Origin of the sequence: Micromonospora sp. CPCC 205561 (assembly GCF_036906775.1) — a bacterium.
Taxonomy (GTDB): Bacteria; Actinomycetota; Actinomycetes; order Mycobacteriales; family Micromonosporaceae; genus Micromonospora.
Genome location: NZ_JBAKHV010000039.1, coordinates 22,872 through 40,582, shown reverse-complemented (window position 1 = coordinate 40,582; position 17,711 = coordinate 22,872). Strand labels below are relative to the sequence as shown.

Annotated in this window: 13 protein-coding genes; 5 read left to right on the top strand and 8 right to left on the bottom strand. The window is 74.4% G+C overall.

What is annotated here, in order from left to right:
* Positions 1–27: 27 nt before the first annotated feature.
* Together V6V16_RS19960 and V6V16_RS19955 are read left to right on the top strand one after the other, a co-directional pair.
* Positions 28–684 (top strand): response regulator transcription factor, encoded by a 657-nt coding sequence (locus V6V16_RS19960; protein WP_334564178.1) that lies wholly within the window; start codon positions 28–30, stop codon positions 682–684.
* Positions 685–694: 10 nt separating this feature from the next.
* Positions 695–2,179: a sensor histidine kinase gene (locus V6V16_RS19955; RefSeq protein WP_334564176.1), complete on the top strand. Its 1,485-nt coding sequence runs from the start codon at positions 695–697 to the stop codon at positions 2,177–2,179.
* A 61-nt stretch (positions 2,180–2,240) separates the two neighbouring features.
* On the opposite strand, the gene V6V16_RS19950 is transcribed toward V6V16_RS19955, so the two are convergent.
* The 4 genes from V6V16_RS19950 to V6V16_RS19935 form a co-directional block, all read right to left on the bottom strand.
* Positions 2,241–3,206, bottom strand: coding sequence for a TAXI family TRAP transporter solute-binding subunit (locus V6V16_RS19950; protein WP_334564175.1), 966 nt, complete (start codon positions 3,204–3,206; stop codon positions 2,241–2,243).
* Positions 3,207–3,323: 117 nt separating this feature from the next.
* A complete protein-coding gene (locus V6V16_RS19945; protein WP_334564174.1) occupies positions 3,324–3,998 on the bottom strand; it encodes a hypothetical protein in 675 nt (224 codons plus the stop codon).
* Positions 3,999–4,099: 101 nt separating this feature from the next.
* Complete coding sequence (yaaA, locus tag V6V16_RS19940) at positions 4,100–4,897, bottom strand: peroxide stress protein YaaA (protein WP_334564172.1); 798 nt, start codon at positions 4,895–4,897, stop codon at positions 4,100–4,102.
* A gap of 62 nt (positions 4,898–4,959) precedes the next feature.
* Positions 4,960–6,579: a hypothetical protein gene (locus V6V16_RS19935; protein WP_334564170.1), complete on the bottom strand. Its 1,620-nt coding sequence runs from the start codon at positions 6,577–6,579 to the stop codon at positions 4,960–4,962.
* 135 nt (positions 6,580–6,714) lie between these two features.
* Here V6V16_RS19935 and V6V16_RS19930 point away from each other — a divergent pair, with 135 nt between their 5' ends.
* Together V6V16_RS19930 and V6V16_RS19925 are read left to right on the top strand one after the other, a co-directional pair.
* On the top strand, positions 6,715–7,755 hold the full coding sequence (locus V6V16_RS19930; protein WP_334564169.1) for an App1 family protein: 1,041 nt from the start codon (positions 6,715–6,717) through the stop codon (positions 7,753–7,755).
* Positions 7,756–8,311: 556 nt separating this feature from the next.
* Positions 8,312–10,336: a family 10 glycosylhydrolase gene (locus V6V16_RS19925; RefSeq protein WP_442934112.1), complete on the top strand. Its 2,025-nt coding sequence runs from the start codon at positions 8,312–8,314 to the stop codon at positions 10,334–10,336.
* Between the two features lie 70 nt (positions 10,337–10,406).
* Here V6V16_RS19925 and glgB read toward each other — a convergent pair whose 3' ends face one another.
* From glgB to V6V16_RS19910, 3 genes are all read right to left on the bottom strand, one after another.
* Positions 10,407–12,509, bottom strand: a complete 2,103-nt coding sequence (gene glgB, locus V6V16_RS19920) for a 1,4-alpha-glucan branching protein GlgB (protein ID WP_334564168.1) — start codon at positions 12,507–12,509, stop codon at positions 10,407–10,409.
* Positions 12,497–14,593 (bottom strand): alpha-1,4-glucan--maltose-1-phosphate maltosyltransferase, encoded by a 2,097-nt coding sequence (locus V6V16_RS19915; protein ID WP_334564167.1) that lies wholly within the window; start codon positions 14,591–14,593, stop codon positions 12,497–12,499. The genes glgB and V6V16_RS19915 overlap by 13 nt, the downstream gene beginning before the upstream one ends.
* A gap of 96 nt (positions 14,594–14,689) precedes the next feature.
* Positions 14,690–15,664: an ArsR/SmtB family transcription factor gene (locus V6V16_RS19910; RefSeq protein ID WP_334564166.1), complete on the bottom strand. Its 975-nt coding sequence runs from the start codon at positions 15,662–15,664 to the stop codon at positions 14,690–14,692.
* 194 nt (positions 15,665–15,858) lie between these two features.
* Here V6V16_RS19910 and V6V16_RS19905 point away from each other — a divergent pair, with 194 nt between their 5' ends.
* Positions 15,859–16,308: a hypothetical protein gene (locus V6V16_RS19905; protein WP_334564165.1), complete on the top strand. Its 450-nt coding sequence runs from the start codon at positions 15,859–15,861 to the stop codon at positions 16,306–16,308.
* 143 nt (positions 16,309–16,451) lie between these two features.
* Here V6V16_RS19905 and glgA read toward each other — a convergent pair whose 3' ends face one another.
* Complete coding sequence (gene glgA, locus V6V16_RS19900) at positions 16,452–17,654, bottom strand: glycogen synthase (protein WP_334564164.1); 1,203 nt, start codon at positions 17,652–17,654, stop codon at positions 16,452–16,454.
* Between the last annotated feature and the right edge of the window lie 57 nt (positions 17,655–17,711).

Here is a 17,711-nt window from a genome sequence, read left to right as displayed (position 1 = left end):
CGACACGCCGACGAATGGGGGTCCCGGGTGCGCATCCTGCTGGTCGAGGACGACCGTCGGGTGGCCGCCGCGCTCTCCTCCGCCCTGACCCGGCGGGGGTACGAGGTGGAGCACGCCGCGACCGTCGCCGCCGCTCTCTCGGCCGCCCCCTGCGACCTGGTGCTGCTCGACCTGACCCTGCCCGACGGGGACGGCACCGACCTGTGCCGGGAGCTGCGACGGCGCAGCAGCCAGCTCGGCATCATCGCGGTGACCGCCCGGGGCGAGGAACGCGACCGGGTGCTCGGCCTGCGGCTGGGCGCGGACGACTACGTGGTCAAGCCCTTCTCCATGACCGAGCTCCAGGCCCGCATCGAGGCCGTGCTGCGTCGCGCGGCGCACGCCGCCCCGGAGCGCAACCACATCGAGGCCGGCCCCGTACGCATCGACGTGGCGGCCCGGACGGTCACCGTCGACGGCCGGCCGGTCGCGCTGACCCGCAAGGAGTTCGACGTCCTGCTCTCCCTGGCCCGGCAGCCGGGCGTGGCGGTGGCCCGGGAGCGGATCCTGCTCGACGCCTGGGGCAGCACCTGGGGCGACGGGCACACGGTCGAGGTGCACGTCGGGTCGCTGCGCGGCAAGCTGGGCGACCCCCGCCTGGTGGAGACCGTCCGCGGGGTCGGCTACCGGCTGCGCGGCGAGTGAGGGGGACGCCGTGCGACGTCGGCTGGTGATCAGCTACCTGCTGCTGATGGTGCTGGTGCTGATCGCGCTGGAGACCCCGCTGGCGGCCACCCTCGCCGCCTGGGAGACCGACCGGGTGCGCGCCGACCGGCTCGCCGACGCCACCCGGTTCGCCTCGCTGGCCGGCCCGGCCCTGCGCGGCGGCACCCCCGGCCCGCTCGACAACGAGCTGCGCAGCTACGACGCCCTGTACGGCATCGGCGCGGCGGTCGTCGACCGGGACCGTCGAACGGTGGCGGCCTCGGCGAGCTGGCGGCCGGCACCGCGGATCCGCGAGGCGCTGGACACGGCGCTCTCCGGCCAGCAGGCCAGCGGGCCGGACTCGGTCTGGCCCTGGGTCGACGGGCCGATCGTGGTGGCGGTGCCGATCAACGACGGCGGCGAGGTGCTCGGGGCGGTGGTCATCGCCACCCCGGCCGACGCGGTCCGGCGTGCCGTGACCGGCTGGTGGCTGGCGCTGGCCGGGACGGGCCTGCTCGTCGTACTGGCCTGCGTGCTGACCGCCTTCGGGTTGGCCGGCTGGGTGCTGCGCCCGGTCACCGAGCTGGACGCGGTCACCCACGAGATCGCCGAGGGCGACCGGGGCGCCCGGGTGCAACACCGGCTCGGCCCGCCGGAGCTGCGCCGCCTGGCGACCAGCTTCAACCACATGGCCGACGTGGTCTCCGACGTCATGGACCGGCAGCGCGCGTTCGTCGCGCACGCCAGCCACCAGCTGCGCAACCCGCTGACGGCGCTGCGGTTGCGGGTCGAGGAGCTGGGGCCTAGCCTGACCGACGCGGACGGGCGGGCCGAGCACCGGCTGGCCCTGGAGGAGACCGACCGGCTGGCCCTGGTGCTGGACGCGCTGCTGACCCTCGCCCGCGCCGAACGGCGGGAGAACCAGCGGGTCACCGTGGACGCCGCGGCCGTCGCCGCGTCCCGGGTCGCCGCGTGGGAGCCGCTCGCCCGGCACCGCCGCATCGCCCTGCTGCTCGCGGCGGAGGACGCCCCGGCGTACGCGCGCACCGTGCCGACCGCCATCGATCAGGCGCTCGACGCGCTGATCGACAACGCGGTCAAGTTCAGCGACGCCGGCGGCGAGGTGACGGTGCGCGTCCGGCGGCAGGACGGTGGTGTCGCGCTGGAGGTCCGGGACACCGGCCCGGGGATGACGGCGAGCCAGCTCGGCCAGGCGACCGAACGGTTCTGGCGGGCGCCGGAGGTGCAGAACGTCGACGGCGCTGGGCTGGGCCTCACCATCGTCGCCGTGCTGGTCGACGCGTCGGACGGGCGGCTCACGATGCGCCGGGGCGAGCCCCGCGGGCTGGTCGCCGGGCTCTGGTTCCCCGCTCCCGCCGCTCCCGCCGCCCCGGGCGACGGTGGCGCTCCCGCGTCCTCCCCGCGGGAGCCCGCCGCCCCGACCGCCACCGGCCCCACGTCGGCCCGTCGGCCCGCGCGGGCGGCCGAGCGCTGAGCTGCCCGGCGGGCGGGGCCGAGCGGCGCGGTCGGCGCGGGTGAGGACTCGGTGGGCGGCGTCAGGGCTTGGCGGCGCGGTACCAGTCGGCGGCGCCGGGGTGCAGCGGCAGCGGGGCGGTGGCGATGGCCGAGCGGGGGCTCATCCGGCCCGCGGCCGGGTGCGCGGCGGCCAGCTCCTGGCGGCGCTCCATCAGCAGCCGGGTCACCTCCCGGATCAGCGGCGTCGGCAGGTCGGCCCGGACGATCAGGAAGTTCGGGTTGGCCACCGTCGTCACCGGGTCCGTGCCGTACACGGAGCGGGGGATGTCGCGGGAGACGTAGACCTCGGGGTTGCTCTCCCGCAGCGGCCCGGTCCACTCGCCGAGGTCGACGATCCGGGTGGCGCTGTCCCCGGCGAGCTGTTCCACCGCGCGCACGGGCAGCCCGCCGGAGAAGAAGAACGCGTCGATCTTGCCCGCCCGCAGCGCCGCGACGGAGTCGTCGAGGCCGAGCCGCTCCTGGCGCACCCGCTCCCCGCCCAGGCGCGCCACCTCCAGCAGCCGGACGGCGGTGATCTCGGTGCCGGACCCGGGGGCGCCCACCGACACCCGCCGCCCGCGCAGGTCGGCCAGCGTACGCACGGGGCCGCCGGCGGTGGTGACCAGGTGCAGCAGGTCGTCGTAGACCCGGGCGACCGCGACCACGGACGGGTGCGCCGCCGGCGCCGCCGGCAGCACGTCGGCCTGGGTGAAGCCCAGCTCCGCCTCGCCGGCACCGACGAGCCGGACGTTCTCCGCCGAGGCGGCGGTGACCACCACGCTGGCCCGCACGTCCGGCAGCTCCCGGTTGAGGATCGCGGCCAGGGACTGCCCGAAAGCGTGGTAGACCGCCGTCGGGCTGCCCGTCGCGATCCGGATCCGCACCGGCGGATCGGGGGAGTCCTGGCAGCCGGCGACGCCGGGCAGCGTCGCCACCAGCAACAGCGCCAGCAGCGCCGGCGGGCGGGCGGGGCGCGGGCGGAGACGGCGGAACCGGGTGCGACTCACGGGCTGCACTCTGCGCCGCGCGGGCCGGCGCCGCAACCCGCGGCCACCGGTCGGACCCGCCACCGGCGGAGCGGGGGTGCGGGTCAGGCCGGCGCGGCCGGGGCGTTCATCCGGCGGTCACCGCCGGCCGGGCACCTGGGCGGGGCCCAGCGCGGTGCTGTGCAGGATCCGCTGGCGGTCCGGGCCGTCGGCGACGCAGACCAGGAAGCAGCCGGTGCCGGGGCGCAGCAGCGCCGGTACGTCCAGCAGGGCGGCCCCGCGCACCAGGACGGCGGCCAGCTCCCGGTCGGTGATGCGCACGCCGAGGATGTGCCGGCGGACGTGCCGTCCCCCGGCGAGCAGCGCGGCCCGCCAGGCGGCGGCGGCGAGCCGGGGCCGCCACGCCCGCCGTACGGTCGACGCCCCGGGGACCGGCCCGCCCAGCAGCTCGCGCCGGCCCTGCCGCCAACCCGCGTCCAGCGTCCTCGCGTACGCCGATCGGTGCGGGGGCGGCACGGAGAGCCGGTGCAGCTCGTACCGGCGGCGCAGCCCGCCGACGGTCATCTCGTGCTCGTTCGGGACGTCCAGCCGGGCGAGCAGCTGCCGCATCCGCAGCGCCGCCTCCTCGCGGTTGAACTCCACCGCCGCGGAGCGGTGCTCGGGCGTGGTCCGGCGGGTGCCGGTGACGGCCGGCGGGGGCGTGCAGCGCAGCAGGCAGGCGGCCTCGAACGCGTCGGCGAGAGTCGACCAGTCCAGCGGCGGCGGGGTCGAGGGCGGGCGCGGCCGGTCGAGCAGGATCTGTTCGTAAGCCAACTCAGGCACTCCTTGTCGGCGTGGGGGTTTCTCTACCGTGGTCCGTCGACGCCGACGGGGAAACCGATCCGCCCCAGCCTTGAGGAAATCTTGCGGCTGCCTCACAGCTCCGTGACGACCACGTCGACCTGGCGTGCCCGGCCGGGCACGGCGGGCTGCTCCAGCACCGGGTACTTCAGGTCGCGCAGTGCGCTCAGCAGCCCGTCGACGGTGCGCGGCCGGGCGCCGGCGGTCAGCAGGTCGCGGACCAGCCGCCCCTTGGTCGCCTTGTTGAAGTGGCTCACCACCGACCGGACGGGCACGCCGTCGACCTCGCGCTCGTGCAGCACCCGGACGGTCACCGTGCGGTCGGCCACCCCGCCCCGGGGCGCCCAGGTGGCCGCGTACGCGCCGGAGCGCAGGTCGAGCACCGGCCCGTCGCCGGCCGCGGCGGCCATCGCCGGGGCGAGCGCCCGACGCCAGTACGCCGACAGGGCGCCGATCCCCGGCAGCCGCGCCCCGATCGGGCACCGGTAGGGAGGAATGCGGTCGTCGAGGCGTACCGCGCCCCAGAGCCCCGAGCTGACCAGCACCGACCGGCGGGCCGCCCGCTGCGCGGTCGCCGGCAGCGAGGCGAGGTCGAGCGCCTCGTAGAGCACGCCGGTGTAGACGCGCGCGGCGGGCGCGGTGGCCGCCGCCCGCAGCCGGGCGTTGCGGCGCAGCTCGCCGCGCTGACCCGCGCTGAGCCCCAGCGCCGCCCGGGCCGCCTCCTCGTCGCCGCCGGCGCTGAGCGCCACCAGTGCGGTCAGCACCTCCTCCCGGGGACCGGTCAGCTCCGGCAGGGAGAGTCGGGTGAGATCCAGCCGCCTCCCGGTGCCGGCGTCGGCCTTCCCCTCGGAGGGCGGCAGCAGGATCAGCATCGGTGGGCTCCTCGACTCGGCACGGCGTCCGCGCGCCGGTCCGCCCAGCGTACGGGCCGCTCCTACCGCCACGGCCGCACCGGCGTCTCCGGGTGGTACACGCGATACCCGCCGACGTCGGCGACCCGCGCGGCCTCGGCCCGGTCGCCCAGTAGCGCGCGCAGCCGCCTCTCCGCCGCCGAGCCCGCCTCCAGCACGTACCCCGGCCGGTCGGCCCGCCCCACCTGCCGCCAGTACGCCGGGTAGCGGTTCTGCCCGGGCGTCAGGTCGCCGTCCAGCACCGCGCAGACCACCGTCTCGTCGGTGTTGAAGATCAGCCGGTTGCAGGTCCAGTAGTCCCCGTACACCTCGCGGGGGCCGCCCTTGCGGAGCGTGTCGGCCAGCTCGCGCGCCTGCCGCTCCTCGCTCCGCGACGCCGCGCTGCCGGCGGTGGCGAACAGCACGGTGACCACCAGCGTGGTCGCGGCCAGCGCGGCGAGCACGGCGGTGGCCAGCGCGCCGGCCAGCCGGCCGAGCGCCCCGACCGTGCCCCGCCAGCAGGCGACCGCCGCCAGCCAGAGCGGCCAGAGCACCGCCGGCAGGGAGAGCTGGAGCACCGAGAGGTAACGGGCGTTGTCCAGCGGGCTGGTGGCGGCGAGAGGGCTGCGCACGTACGACAGCAGGGTCAACGCCGCGCCGGCCACCAGCGCGAGGTGCACGACCGGGCCGACCCGCCGGTCGCGCGGCGCTCCCGCGGCCCGGCGGTACGCGACCACGGCGACCGCGGCGGCGACCGCCAGCAGCACCGGGTAGAGCAACCCGAACCACCCCTGCCACCGGGCACAGCCATCGACCGGGCAGAGGCCGGCGGCCAGCGGCACCCCCTCCAGCAGCCCGCCGTCCAACCGCCGCGACCACGGCGGCGCCGGCCCGGCCTTGGTGCTGATCTCCCGGAACACCGACAGCGAGTCCTCGCCGGGCGGGGCGACCAGGTTGTCCCGGAGCATCGGCGCGATCCCGACGGCGAACCCGGCCAGCAGCAGCGCCCCGGCCGCGCCGACCAGCTCCCGGCGGAGCACCCAGAGCAGCACCAGCGCGACCACCACCAGGTAGGGCAGGATCAGCCAGTCCGACCAGACGGACACCCCCGCGAGCAGGCCGAAGAGCCCGACGGCCAGCCGGCGGTGCCGCACCGTCCCCCGCGCCAGTCCCACCGCGACGAGCAGCATCAGCAGCACCGCGGCCTTGACCTCCGGACGGCCGCCGACCACGGTCAGCTGGTCCCGGACCACCCGTTCCCCGCCGAGAGCCAGCAGCGCGACGACCCCGGTGGCGAACCAGGGCGAGCCGATCCGCCGCGTCAGCCGGTGGATCAGCCACAGGAAGAGGGCGTAGAGCAGCAGCATCGGCAGGCGCAGCAGCGGCCAGCTCGGCCCCGCCACCGCGATCAGCGGCGCGGCCAGGTACGACTCCAGCATCCCCATGTAGCGCTGGCCGTAGAGGAAGACGGGGAACTCGCGGCCCTGCGCGATGTGCAGCGCGGCCAGTCCGAAGGTCGCCTCGTCGCTGTTGGAGACGGGCACGGTGTGCAGCGTCAGGGCCAGCCGGTAGCCCACCCCGACGAGCCCGGACAGCAGCGCGACGAGCGCCGGCCGGTCGAGCTGCGGGCGCCATCGCCCACGTCCGCGTACTGGTTGCGACACGACCAACGCCCCCGTCGTCGTCCCGACCGGAGTTTCGCACGCCGCCGGGGCCGGGCGGGGCGGATCGGCGTACCCGGCGGCGGGGAAGATCGCCTCGCGTGGCCGACGCGGCCGGGTTGTGGCAGGGTTGCTGGCGTGCCACCCACTCCCGCCGGCCAGTTGGCCGTACCGCACCTGCACCGGGCCGCGCGGATCGAGGATGCCGTGCACTCGCTGGTCGAGCGCCGGCTGCGGCGCACCGGCTGGCGGACGAACGTCGTCGCGTACACCGGCTACGGCGGGTCCGGCTGGGTGCGGGTGATGTGCCGGGTGCTGCTGGGGCGCCCGGACACCCGCCAGCAGGGCCGGCTGGAGAAGGTACGCGGGTGGCGCAGCTTCACCACGCTGCCGGCCAAGCACGTCACCGTGACCATCGAGGCCGGCGGGGTACGGCAGGAGGCGCGGGCCGACCGCAGCGGGTTCGTCGACGCCGTCGTGGAGGCGGACCTGCCGCCCGGCTGGGGTTCGGTGCGGATCAGCCTGCCGGACGCCGAGCCGGTCGAGGCGCCGGTACGCATCCTCGACCCGGAGGTGCGCTTCGGCATCCTCTCCGACATCGACGACACGGTCATGGTTACCGCGCTGCCCCGTCCGCTGCTCGCCGCCTGGAACACGTTCGTCCTCGACGAGCACGCCCGCAACGCCGTGCCCGGCATGGCGGTGCTCTACGAGCGGCTGGTCACCGCGCATCCCGGCGCCCCGGTCTTCTACCTCTCCACCGGCGCGTGGAACGTGGCGCCGACGCTGACCAGGTTCCTGTCCCGGCACCTCTACCCGGCCGGGCCGCTGCTGCTGACCGACTGGGGGCCGACCGCCGACCGTTGGTTCCGCAGCGGCCGCGAGCACAAGCGGGTCACCCTGGCCCGGCTGGCCAAGGAGTTCCCCGAGGTGAAGTGGCTGCTGGTCGGCGACGACGGGCAGCACGACCCGGAGATCTACCGGGAGTTCGCCGCCGCCCACCCGGAGAACGTGGCGGGAGTGGCGATCCGCCGGCTCTCGCCCACCCAGGCGGTGCTGGCCGGCAGCCTGCCGGCCCCGGCCGGCGAGTCGTCCGCGGGGCCGGTGGGACAGAAGTGGCTCTCCGCGCCCGACGGCGCCGGTCTGTGGAAGCTGCTACGCGACGTCGGACTGGTCTGACCCGCCGCCCGACGTTGGTTGCGGCGGCACCCGGTCCCACGGACGCGACCGTCACCGCGCTGGCGGCGGCGCGCCAACGGCGCCGTCGGTTCCGCCGAAGGCAGGAGTGCACGGTGGTCGTCCGTCCAACCGGTGACGGCCGCCAGTCACGGAGGGTTGTCGGCCCCGCTTCCTGGCCACCCCCGCTCCGCCCCCTTTGCTCTGCAGCCACGGACGCACCAGCAACGCAACGTGTCCGGTGCGCCCGTGGCTGCAGAGCAAAGGGGGGCGCGCGGACACTGGGGCCGGACGGCCCGGTCGGGGTAAAGTGCCTGGTCGGCAGGGTCTGCCAGCAGTGCGGGTGCGAAATCGGCTGCTCCTCGGCAGCAGACGGCAACTGCGCAGAGTCACATGGGTGATCCGGCCCCAGCGTGACCGAACGTGATCGGTGCGCGGGTGCCGGGAGTCGGCGCGCGGCCGGGTCGAGCTGATCGTCGCCGCGGGGCGACGTGGGCCCGCGGGCGGAAAGTTGTGAAGGATACTTGCGCAACGGCTCGGCAACATTGAACATCTTTTCGTGCGCAGAGACTATGGTCGATACCTTTCCGGGCTGGCGCTGGTAGCGGCGCTGGCGCTCGGCGCGGCCGCCCCCACGGGCGCCCCCGTCTCCCGTCCCATCACGCCGGAGACCGTGCCGGTCGCCGCCCAGGCGGCCTGCGTGACCGACCCGGCCACCCCGAAGCGGCAGCTGCGCGCCATGTGGGTCGCCAGCGTGGCCAACATCGACTGGCCCAGCCGCACCGGGCTCACCCCTGCCGCCCAGCAGGCCGAGTACCGGGGCTGGCTCGACCTGGCCAGGCAGCGACGGATGAACGCCGTCGTCGTGCAGATCCGCCCCGCGGCCGACGCGTTCTGGCCGTCGACCTACGAGCCCTGGTCGCAGTGGCTCACCGGCACCCAGGGCGGCAACCCCGGCTACGACCCGCTGGCCTTCATGGTGGCCGAGGCGCACGCCCGCAACCTGGAGTTCCACGCCTGGTTCAACCCGTACCGGGTGGCCAACCACACCGACCTCAGCAAGCTGGCGGCCAGCCACCCGGCCCGCCGGAACCCCGGCTGGATCGTCACCTACGGCGGCCACCTCTACTACAACCCCGGCATCCCCGCCGTCCGCGCCTTCGTCCAGGACGCCATGATGGACGCCGTCCGTCGCTACGACATCGACGCGGTGCACTGGGACGACTACTTCTACCCGTACCCGGTCAGCGGCGTCGCCTTCCCGGACGAGGCCACCTACGCCCAGTACGGTGCCGGCTTCGGCAACATCGGCGACTGGCGGCGCAACAACGTCAACCTGCTGGTCCGGGAGATGCGTGACAAGATCCGGGCGGCCAAGCCGTGGGTGAAGCTGGGCGTCAGCCCTTTCGGCATCTGGCGCAACGCCGGCACCGACCCGCTCGGCTCGCGCACCACCGGCCTCCAGTCGTACGACGCGATCTACGCCGACACCCGCCGCTGGGTGCGGCAGGGCTGGGTCGACTACATCGCCCCGCAGATCTACTGGCACATCGGCCACCCGGCGGCCGACTACGCGGAGCTGGTCCGCTGGTGGTCCGAGACCGTGACCGGTACCGACGTGCAACTGCTCGTCGGGCAGGCCACCTACCGCGCCGGCGCGACGGGACAGGACGCCGCCTGGCAGGACCCGGCCGAGCTGACCGACCACCTGACGCTGAACCGCAGCCACCCGAGGATCGTCGGCGACATCCACTTCAGCGCGAAGGACGTCCGGGCCGACCGGATCGGCGCCGTCTCCCGGGTGGCGACCGACCACTACCGCCGGCCGGCACTGGCGCCCGCCGGGGTGGGCGGCGCCGCGCCCGCCGCGCCGAACCTCACCTCGGCCGTGCGCGGCACCGGCGGCGTGACGCTGAACTGGCGGCGCGGCGCCACCGGCAGCACGGCCGCGTACGCGGTCTACCGGCTGCCCGGCGACGGCGCGGTCGACGCCTGCGACCTGGCCGACGCCCGGCACCTGCTCGGCACGGTCCGCGCGTCGGGCACCACCGGGACGTTCACCGACGCCACCGCGGCGGCCGGCTCGACGTACCGCTACCTGGTGACCGCGCTCGACCGGTTGCACCACGAGAGCCCCGCCAGCAACGCGCGGGTGGTCGCCGGCAGCGGCGGCACGTTCAGCGTGATCGTGGACAACGCCACGGCCGGCGGCTTCACGGCCGCCGCCACCTGGGGCACGTCGTCGTACCTCCCGGCGCGCTACGGCGCCAACTACCGGTTCGCCAATCCGGAGGCGGTCAGCGACCCGGCCTGGTTCAGCGCGACGCTGCCCGCCGCCGGCTCGTACCGCGTCGAGGTCTGGTACCCGGCCGACCCCGGCTACAACAGCGCCACGCCGCACCTGGTGGCGACGGCGAACGGGAACGTGACCGTCCCCGTCGACCAGCGCGGCGGCGGCGGCCAGTGGCGGGTGCTGGGCACCTACGAACTCGCCGCCGGGACGCGCCAGGTCGTCGGGGTCAGCCGCTGGACCAGCACGCAGGGGTACGTCGTCGCCGACGCGGTGCGGATCACCCGGCTCTGAGCGGAGCCGTCCGGGGTGCGTCTCGGCGCCCCGGACGGCCCACCGCCGATTCTCCCGTCACCCGTCCGTCTCAGTCGCGGCGCAGCCAGAGCACCCCGAGCGGCGGCACCCGCAGCGCGGCCGAGGCGGGCAGCCCGTGCCAGGGCACGTCCTCGGCGTGCACGGCGCCCAGGTTGCCCACCCCGGAGCCGCCGTAGTGGTGCGCGTCGGTGTTGAGCACCTCCGCCCAGGTGCCGCCGGCCGGCAGCCCGACCCGGTAGCCCTCCAGCGGCAGGGCGGAGAAGTTGGCCACGCAGACCAGCGTCGCGCCGTCGGGGGCGATCCGGACGAACGAGACCGTGTTGTTGGCGACGTCGTCTCCGGCGATCCAGCGGAAGCCGGCCGGCTCGGTGTCCTGCGCCCAGAGCGCCGGGGTGTCCCGGTAGACGCGGTTCAGGTCGGCGACGAGGCGCTGCACCCCGGCCCGGGCCGGGTCGTGCAACAGGTACCAGTCGAGCCCCCGCTCCTCGCTCCACTCCCGGTCGTCGGCCAGCTCGCAGCCCATGAAGAGCAGCTGCTTGCCCGGGTGCGCCCACATGTACGCCAGCAGGGCGCGGACGTTGGCCAGCCGCTGCCAGGTGTCGCCGGGCATCTTGCCCGCCAGCGAGCCCTTGCCGTGCACCACCTCGTCGTGGCTGATCGGCAGCACGTAGTTCTCGCTCCAGGCGTACGCCAGGGAGAACGTGAGCTGGTGGTGGTGGTGCTGCCGGTGGACCGGGTCCTTCGAGGTGTAGAGCAGGGTGTCGTGCATCCAGCCCATGTTCCACTTGAACCCGAAGCCGAGCCCGCCGGCGTCGGTGGAGCGGGTGACCCCCGGCCAGGCGGTCGACTCCTCGGCGATCAGCACCACCCCGGCGTGGTGCTTGTAGACCGTCGCGTTCACCTCCTGCATGAGCGCGATGGCCTCCAGGTTCTCCCGGCCGCCGTGCCGGTTGGGCAGCCACTGCCCCTCCTGCCGGGAGTAGTCCAGGTAGAGCATCGAGGCCACCGCGTCCACCCGCAGGCCGTCGACGTGGAACTGCTCGCACCAGTAGAGCGCGTTGGCGACCAGGAAGTTGCGCACCTCCGGGCGGCCGAAGTCGAAGACGTACGTGCCCCAGTCGGGGTGCTCGCCCCGGCGCGGGTCGGGGTGCTCGTAGAGTGCCGTGCCGTCGAAGCGGGCCAGGGCCCACTCGTCCTTGGGGAAGTGCGCCGGCACCCAGTCGAGGATCACGCCGATCCCGGCGGCGTGCAGGGCGTCCACGAGGTGGCGGAACTCGTCGGGGTCGCCGAAGCGGGACGTCGGGGCGTAGTAGCCGGTGACCTGGTAGCCCCACGAACCGCCGAACGGGTGCTCCATCACCGGCAGCAGCTCCACGTGGGTGAAGCCCAGCTCCGTGACGTACTCGGTCAGCTGCTCGGCCAGTTCCCGGTAGCCCAGGCCCGGGCGCCACGAGCCGAGGTGCACCTCGTAGACGCTCATCGGCTCCTGGTGCGGCTGCCGCCGGGCCCGCCGCCGCAGCCAGTCGGCGTCGCCCCACTCGTACGTGCAGTGGTGCACCACCGAGGCGGTGGCCGGCGGCACCTCCGCGTACGCCGCCATGGGGTCGGCCTTGTCCCGCCACCGCCCGTCGGCGCACAGGATGCGGTACTTGTAGCGGGCGCCCGTCCCGACGCCCGGGACGAACAGCTCCCACACCCCGCTGCCGCCGAGGGAGCGCATCGGCCAGCCGTCGTCCGGCGCCCAGCCGGTGAAGTCGCCGACCACCCGGACCCCGCGCGCGTTGGGCGCCCAGACGGCGAACGCCACGCCCTCGTCGAAGACCCGGGCGCCGAGCGCCTCCCAGAGCCGCTCGTGCCGGCCCTCGCCGATCAGGTGCAGGTCCAGCTCACCCACGGTGGGCGGGTAGCGGTACGGGTCGTCCTGGAGCCGGCCGTCGACCTCGACGCGGTAGTCGAGCACCTCCCCGGGCAACGTCGTCTCGAACACCCCGGCGTCGTGCACCCGCCGCATCCGGTGCCGTTCGCCGTCGACCACGACGGCGACGTCGGCGGCGCCCCGGCGCAGCGTCCGGACGACCGTCCGCCCGTCGGCCGGGTGCGCGCCGAGGACGGCGTGCGGGTCGTGCGTGGCGCCGGCGATCAGCTTGTCCATCGGGCGTCGTCCTTCTGGGCGGGAGCGGTGGGGGCGGTGCCGCCCGTGAGGTCGTCGGGAACGTCGGCGACGGTCAGGTCCGGCGCCCCGCCGGCCGGCGCCGGGCCGGCGGCGTCGGGGGTCGCCCGGCGCACGGTCAGCACGTGCGCGGGTTGCAGGTACGGGTCGAGGCGCACCGCGTTGCGTTGCCCCCAGTCGTAGCTGGCGCCGGTCAGCTCGTCGCGCACGGTGAACCGGTCGTGCCAGTCGAGGCCGAGCGCGGGCATGTCCAGCGTGGTGTTGCCCCACTGCACGGCCCGCGGGTCGAACGAGCAGACCACGACGACCGTGTTGCCCGTGTCCGGGTCGTGCTTGGACCAGCAGAGCAGGCTCGGGTTGTCGATCTCGTGGAAGACCAGGTTGCGCAGCTGGTGCAGGGCCGGGTTCTCCCGGCGCACCCGGTTCAGCACGGTGACGAACGGGGCCAGTGAGCGGCCCTGCGCCTGCGCGCCGGCCCAGTCCCGGGGGCGCAGCTCGTACTTCTCGTTGTCCAGGTACTCCTCGGCGCCGGGGCGGGCGGTGTGCTCGAAGAGCTCGTAGCCGGCGTACATGCCCCAGGAGGGGGAGAGCAGCGCGGCCAGCACCGCCCGGATCTTGAACATCGGCGGGCCGCCGTGCTGCAACGACTCGTGCAGGATGTCGGGCGTGTTGGGCCAGAAGTTCGGCCGCATGTAGTCGGCCGCCGCCACCAGCTCCTCGCAGTACGCCCGCATCTCGGCCGCCGACGTGCGCCACGTGAAGTACGTGTACGACTGGGTGAAGCCGACCTTGCCCAGCCCGTGCATGATGGCCGGGCGGGTGAACGCCTCGGCGAGGAAGAGCACGTCGGGGTCGACCCGCTTCACCTCGGCGATCAGCCAGTGCCAGAAGTCGAACGGCTTGGTGTGCGGGTTGTCCACCCGGAAGATCCGGATGCCCTCGCCGACCCAGTGCAGCACCACCCGCAGCACCTCGGCCCGGATGCCCGCCGGGTCGTTGTCGAAGTTCAGCGGGTAGATGTCCTGGTACTTCTTCGGCGGGTTCTCCGCGTACGCGATGGTGCCGTCGGCCCGGGTGGTGAACCACTCCGGGTGCTCGGTCACCCAGGGGTGGTCCGGCGCGCACTGCAACGCCAGGTCCATCGCCACCTCCAGGCCCTGCTCGGCGGCGGCGGCCACGAAGTCCCGGAAGTCCTCCGGCGTACCCAGGTCGGGGTGGATCGCGTCGTGGCCGCCCTCCGCGGCGCCGATGGCCCACGGCGAGCCCACGTCGTCCGGCCCGGCGGTGAGCGAGTTGTTGCGGCCCTTGCGGTTGACCCGCCCGATCGGGTGGATCGGCGGCAGGTAGAGCACGTCGAAGCCCATCGCCGCGACGCCCGGCAGGCGCTCGACGGCGGTGGCGAAGGTGCCGGAGCGGGCCGGCGCGTCGACGGTGGCCGGGATCGCCCCCTCCGAGCGGGGGAAGAACTCGTACCAGGCCGAGAAGAGCGCCCGCCGGCGGTCCACCCAGAGGCGGTGCTCGTCGCCGGTGGTGACCAGCTCGCGGACCGGGTGCTCCCAGAGCAGCTCGGCCAGCTCCAACGCCGGGGCGACCCGCCGGGGCAGCTCCAGCCGTTCGTCGTCCAGCGCGGCCACCGCCGCCTCGACCCGCTTGCGGTCCGCGGCCGGCACCAGCTCGACCGCGGCGGTCAGCACGCGTACGCCCTCGGCGAGGTCGTTGGCCAGCTCCTGCGGCCCCTGCCCGGCGGCGATCTTCTTGGTGACCGCGTTCTGCCAGGTCAGGTACGGGTCCTGGAACGCCTCGACGGCGAAGACCCACTCGCCGACCGCGTCGGGGCGGATCACGGCGTGCCAGCGGTCCTGCCCGGGCTCGCCGGGACGCATCCGGGTGAACGGGCGGGCCCGCCCGTCGGGGCCGAGCCACACCACGTTGCAGCCCAGCGCGTCGTGCCCCTCCCGGTAGGCGCGCGCCGACACCGGCACCGGCTCGTCGAGCACCGCCTTGGCCGGGTAGCGACCGCAGGAGACGACCGGGGAGACGTCTTCGATCGGGAACCGTCCAGTCACCGGTTCAACCTACTGCGCGAGATCCTTTCGTGCTCGGCCAAGCGCCTGTCCCGCCCCTCGAGGCCGCTGCGTACGCCGGGCGTCGTCTCCGCTCGCTCAGGCGCCGTCGACCAGCGGACCCGCCCGCTCGGTACGTTGGTACAACACGTGCCGGCCGTCCTGGTGCCGGCTGACCAGCTCGGCGCGGCGCAGGGCGCTCAGGTGGTAGGAGACCGTGCTGGCCGCCACCCCGTGCCGGGTGGCCAGTTCCGCGGTCGACCGGGCGACCCCTAGGTCGGTCAGCAGAGTCGCGCGCATGGTGCCGATCACCCCGGGAAGCCCGGCGGGACCGCGGCGGTCGGCGGTGCCGAGGCCGCCCGCCGGGTAGTACAGCGTCGCCTGATCCGCGTGATCGACCTGGAACATGAGGGTCGGCCAGGTAAACGCGGTGGCGGCCAGCACGAAGTCATGATCGGACAGGTCGACCAGGTGGTCGTGGCGTGTGTCGATGACCAGCGAGTCGCGGACCCAGTGCACCGCCGGATGGAGCCCGTCGAACACCCGGCCGATGCCGTGCCGGGCCGACACCCTCGACCGTGCGGCGATGTCCCGGTCCAGCACCGTCTGCAACGACGGCCAGTCGTCCTGAAGTGTCTCGCGCCAGAATTCCGCCAGGCCGGCGGCGAGCCGTCGGGGAAGACGGCCCGACTCGGCGAGCCGGCGGAGCCGGGTGGGGAGCGGGCGGCCAGCGTGCGCCTCGACGGTGCCGAGGACCTGGGCGTCGACGTCGTGCTGCCCGGTCGACTCGATCTCGGCGAGCTGGGCGTCCAGGATCTTGTTCGAGGGTCCGGGCCGTGGCTTCGGCGTCAACAGGTCCGGCATGTAGGAGGCGCTGGTCGCGGTCAGCAGGTCGACCAGGAGTTTCACGTCGGGATGCCGGAGGGCGCCCCGGGCACCGGGGCCGGGGGCGCCGAACACCGGATGCCGCCGGGCGGTCGCGGCCAGCTTCAGCCACTCCACCGCCTCGATGGCCGGCGAGACCGACAGCCGGGTCCGGCTCAACGTCTGCACGCCGAACGTCAGACGGATCATGCTGCGACTATACGTCGAACGCGTTCGATTCGAGCCGGCTCGAATTCCTTCGAATCCGTTGGGCTCGCGCCCCATGGTGGACGTGTCCGGTGGAATCGCCGCCGGCCTTTCCCGCAAGGAGGACGCTGATGCTGGTGGCTGCATGGCACCGAGCGCGGAGTCGGCCTGCTGGATCACCAAGGAGGAAAATGCCCATGCGGAACACCGTCAAGCGGCTGCTCGCCGTCGGAGTGATGTCCGCGCTGATGGCGCTGTTCGCTGTTCCCCAGCCAGCGATGGCCGCCGCCTTCACCGGGGTCATCGACGAAGCCGGCGGCGGGATGAGCGTCAGCTGGTCGGGCTACTGGGAAAGCAGTGTTCGCATGAGCCGAATCAGCCTCGTGGTCTGCGACAGTGCCCCCAACAACACCAACGAGGCGACCGCGGCGTTCAGGGTGAGGCTGAGGAATCCGAGCACCGGAGTGATCACCACGGTGACGGCGCCGGCGAGGCTGAAGGTCCTGCAGGGCTACGACTGTGCCACCGCGAGCGGCTGGGAGCTGGGTTACTCGCAGCAGATCGTCTCGGTGACCCTGTGGTTCTGGGGAGACCAGTACCCCACGCAGATCTGGGGCTATCAGCCTGCGGCGAACCCCTACGCCTGATCCTCGGTGCGCCGCCGAGGCGACTGGCACCCTGAGCCCTCGCGGCGGTCGCGCTTACCGACGGGGGACGTCGGGAACGCCGCAGCCCTCGATCGTTCCGCGAGCCGGACGATCGAGGGCGCGGCGCGGCCCGATGCGCCTCTCTACTTCAGCAGCGAGTGGTACAGCTCCACGGTCTGCTGGGCGATCGCGTCCCAGGAGAAGCGCTCCACGGCCCGCCGCCGACCAGCCGACCCGAAGGAGGCGGTACGCGCCGGGTCGGCCAGCAGTTCGTTCAACGCCGCCGCCAGGTCGGCCACGAAACGGTTCGGGTCCAGGGGCCGACCGGAGCCGTCGGTGGCCTGCGCGATCGGCACCAGCAGCCCCGTCTCGCCGTCGGCGACCACCTCCGGGATGCCGCCGGTGGCGGTGGCGACCACGGCGGTCTCGCAGGCCATCGCCTCCAGGTTCACAATGCCCATCGGCTCGTAGACGGAGGGGCAGACGAAGACCGTGGCGTGGGTGAGCACCTGGATCACCTCGTGCTTGGGCAGCATCTCGGCCACCCAGACCACGCCCGAGCGGTTCGCGCGCAGCTCGGCGACCAGGCCCTCCACCTCGGCGGCGATCTCGGGGGTGTCCGGCGCGCCGGCGAGCAGCACCAACTGGGTGTCCGCCGGCAGGTCGCGCGCCGCGCGCAGCAGGTAGGGCAGGCCCTTCTGCCGGGTGATCCTTCCCACGTAGACCACGCTGGGGCGGGCCGGGTCGACGCCGAGCCGCCGCAGCACGTCCGTGCCGTGGTCCGGGGCGTACTGGGCGGTGTCGATGCCGTTGTGCACCACCCGGACCCGGTCCGGGTCGACCGCCGGGTAGGCGGTCAGCACGTCGCGCCGCATCCCCTCGCTGACCGCGATCACCGCGTCGGCCGCCTCGAACGCCGTGCGTTCGCACCAGGAGGAGAGCGCGTAGCCGCCGCCGAGCTGCTCGGCCTTCCACGGTCGCAGCGGCTCCAGGCTGTGCGCGGTCACCACGTGCGGCACGCCGTGCAGCAGCTTCGCGGTGTGCCCGGCGAGGTTGGCGTACCAGGTGTGCGAGTGCACCACGTCGGTGCCGGCGCACGCGGCGGCCATCTCCAGGTCCACGCCCATCGTCCGCAGCGCGGCGTTCGCGCCGGTCAGGCCCGCGGGTTCGGCGTACGCGGTGACACCCCGCTCGGTGCGCGGCGCGCCGAAGCAGTGCACCCGTACGTTGGCGAGCCGGCGCAGCTCACGGGCCAGGTACTCCACGTGCACGCCGGCGCCGCCGTACACCTCCGGCGGGTACTCCCGGGTCAGCAGATCGACGCGAAGGGGCGCGGGTTCCGTCATCCCCCGCACCCTAGTGCAGAAGTGTGCCCGTACGAGTGGTGAAGTCCCACGGGGATG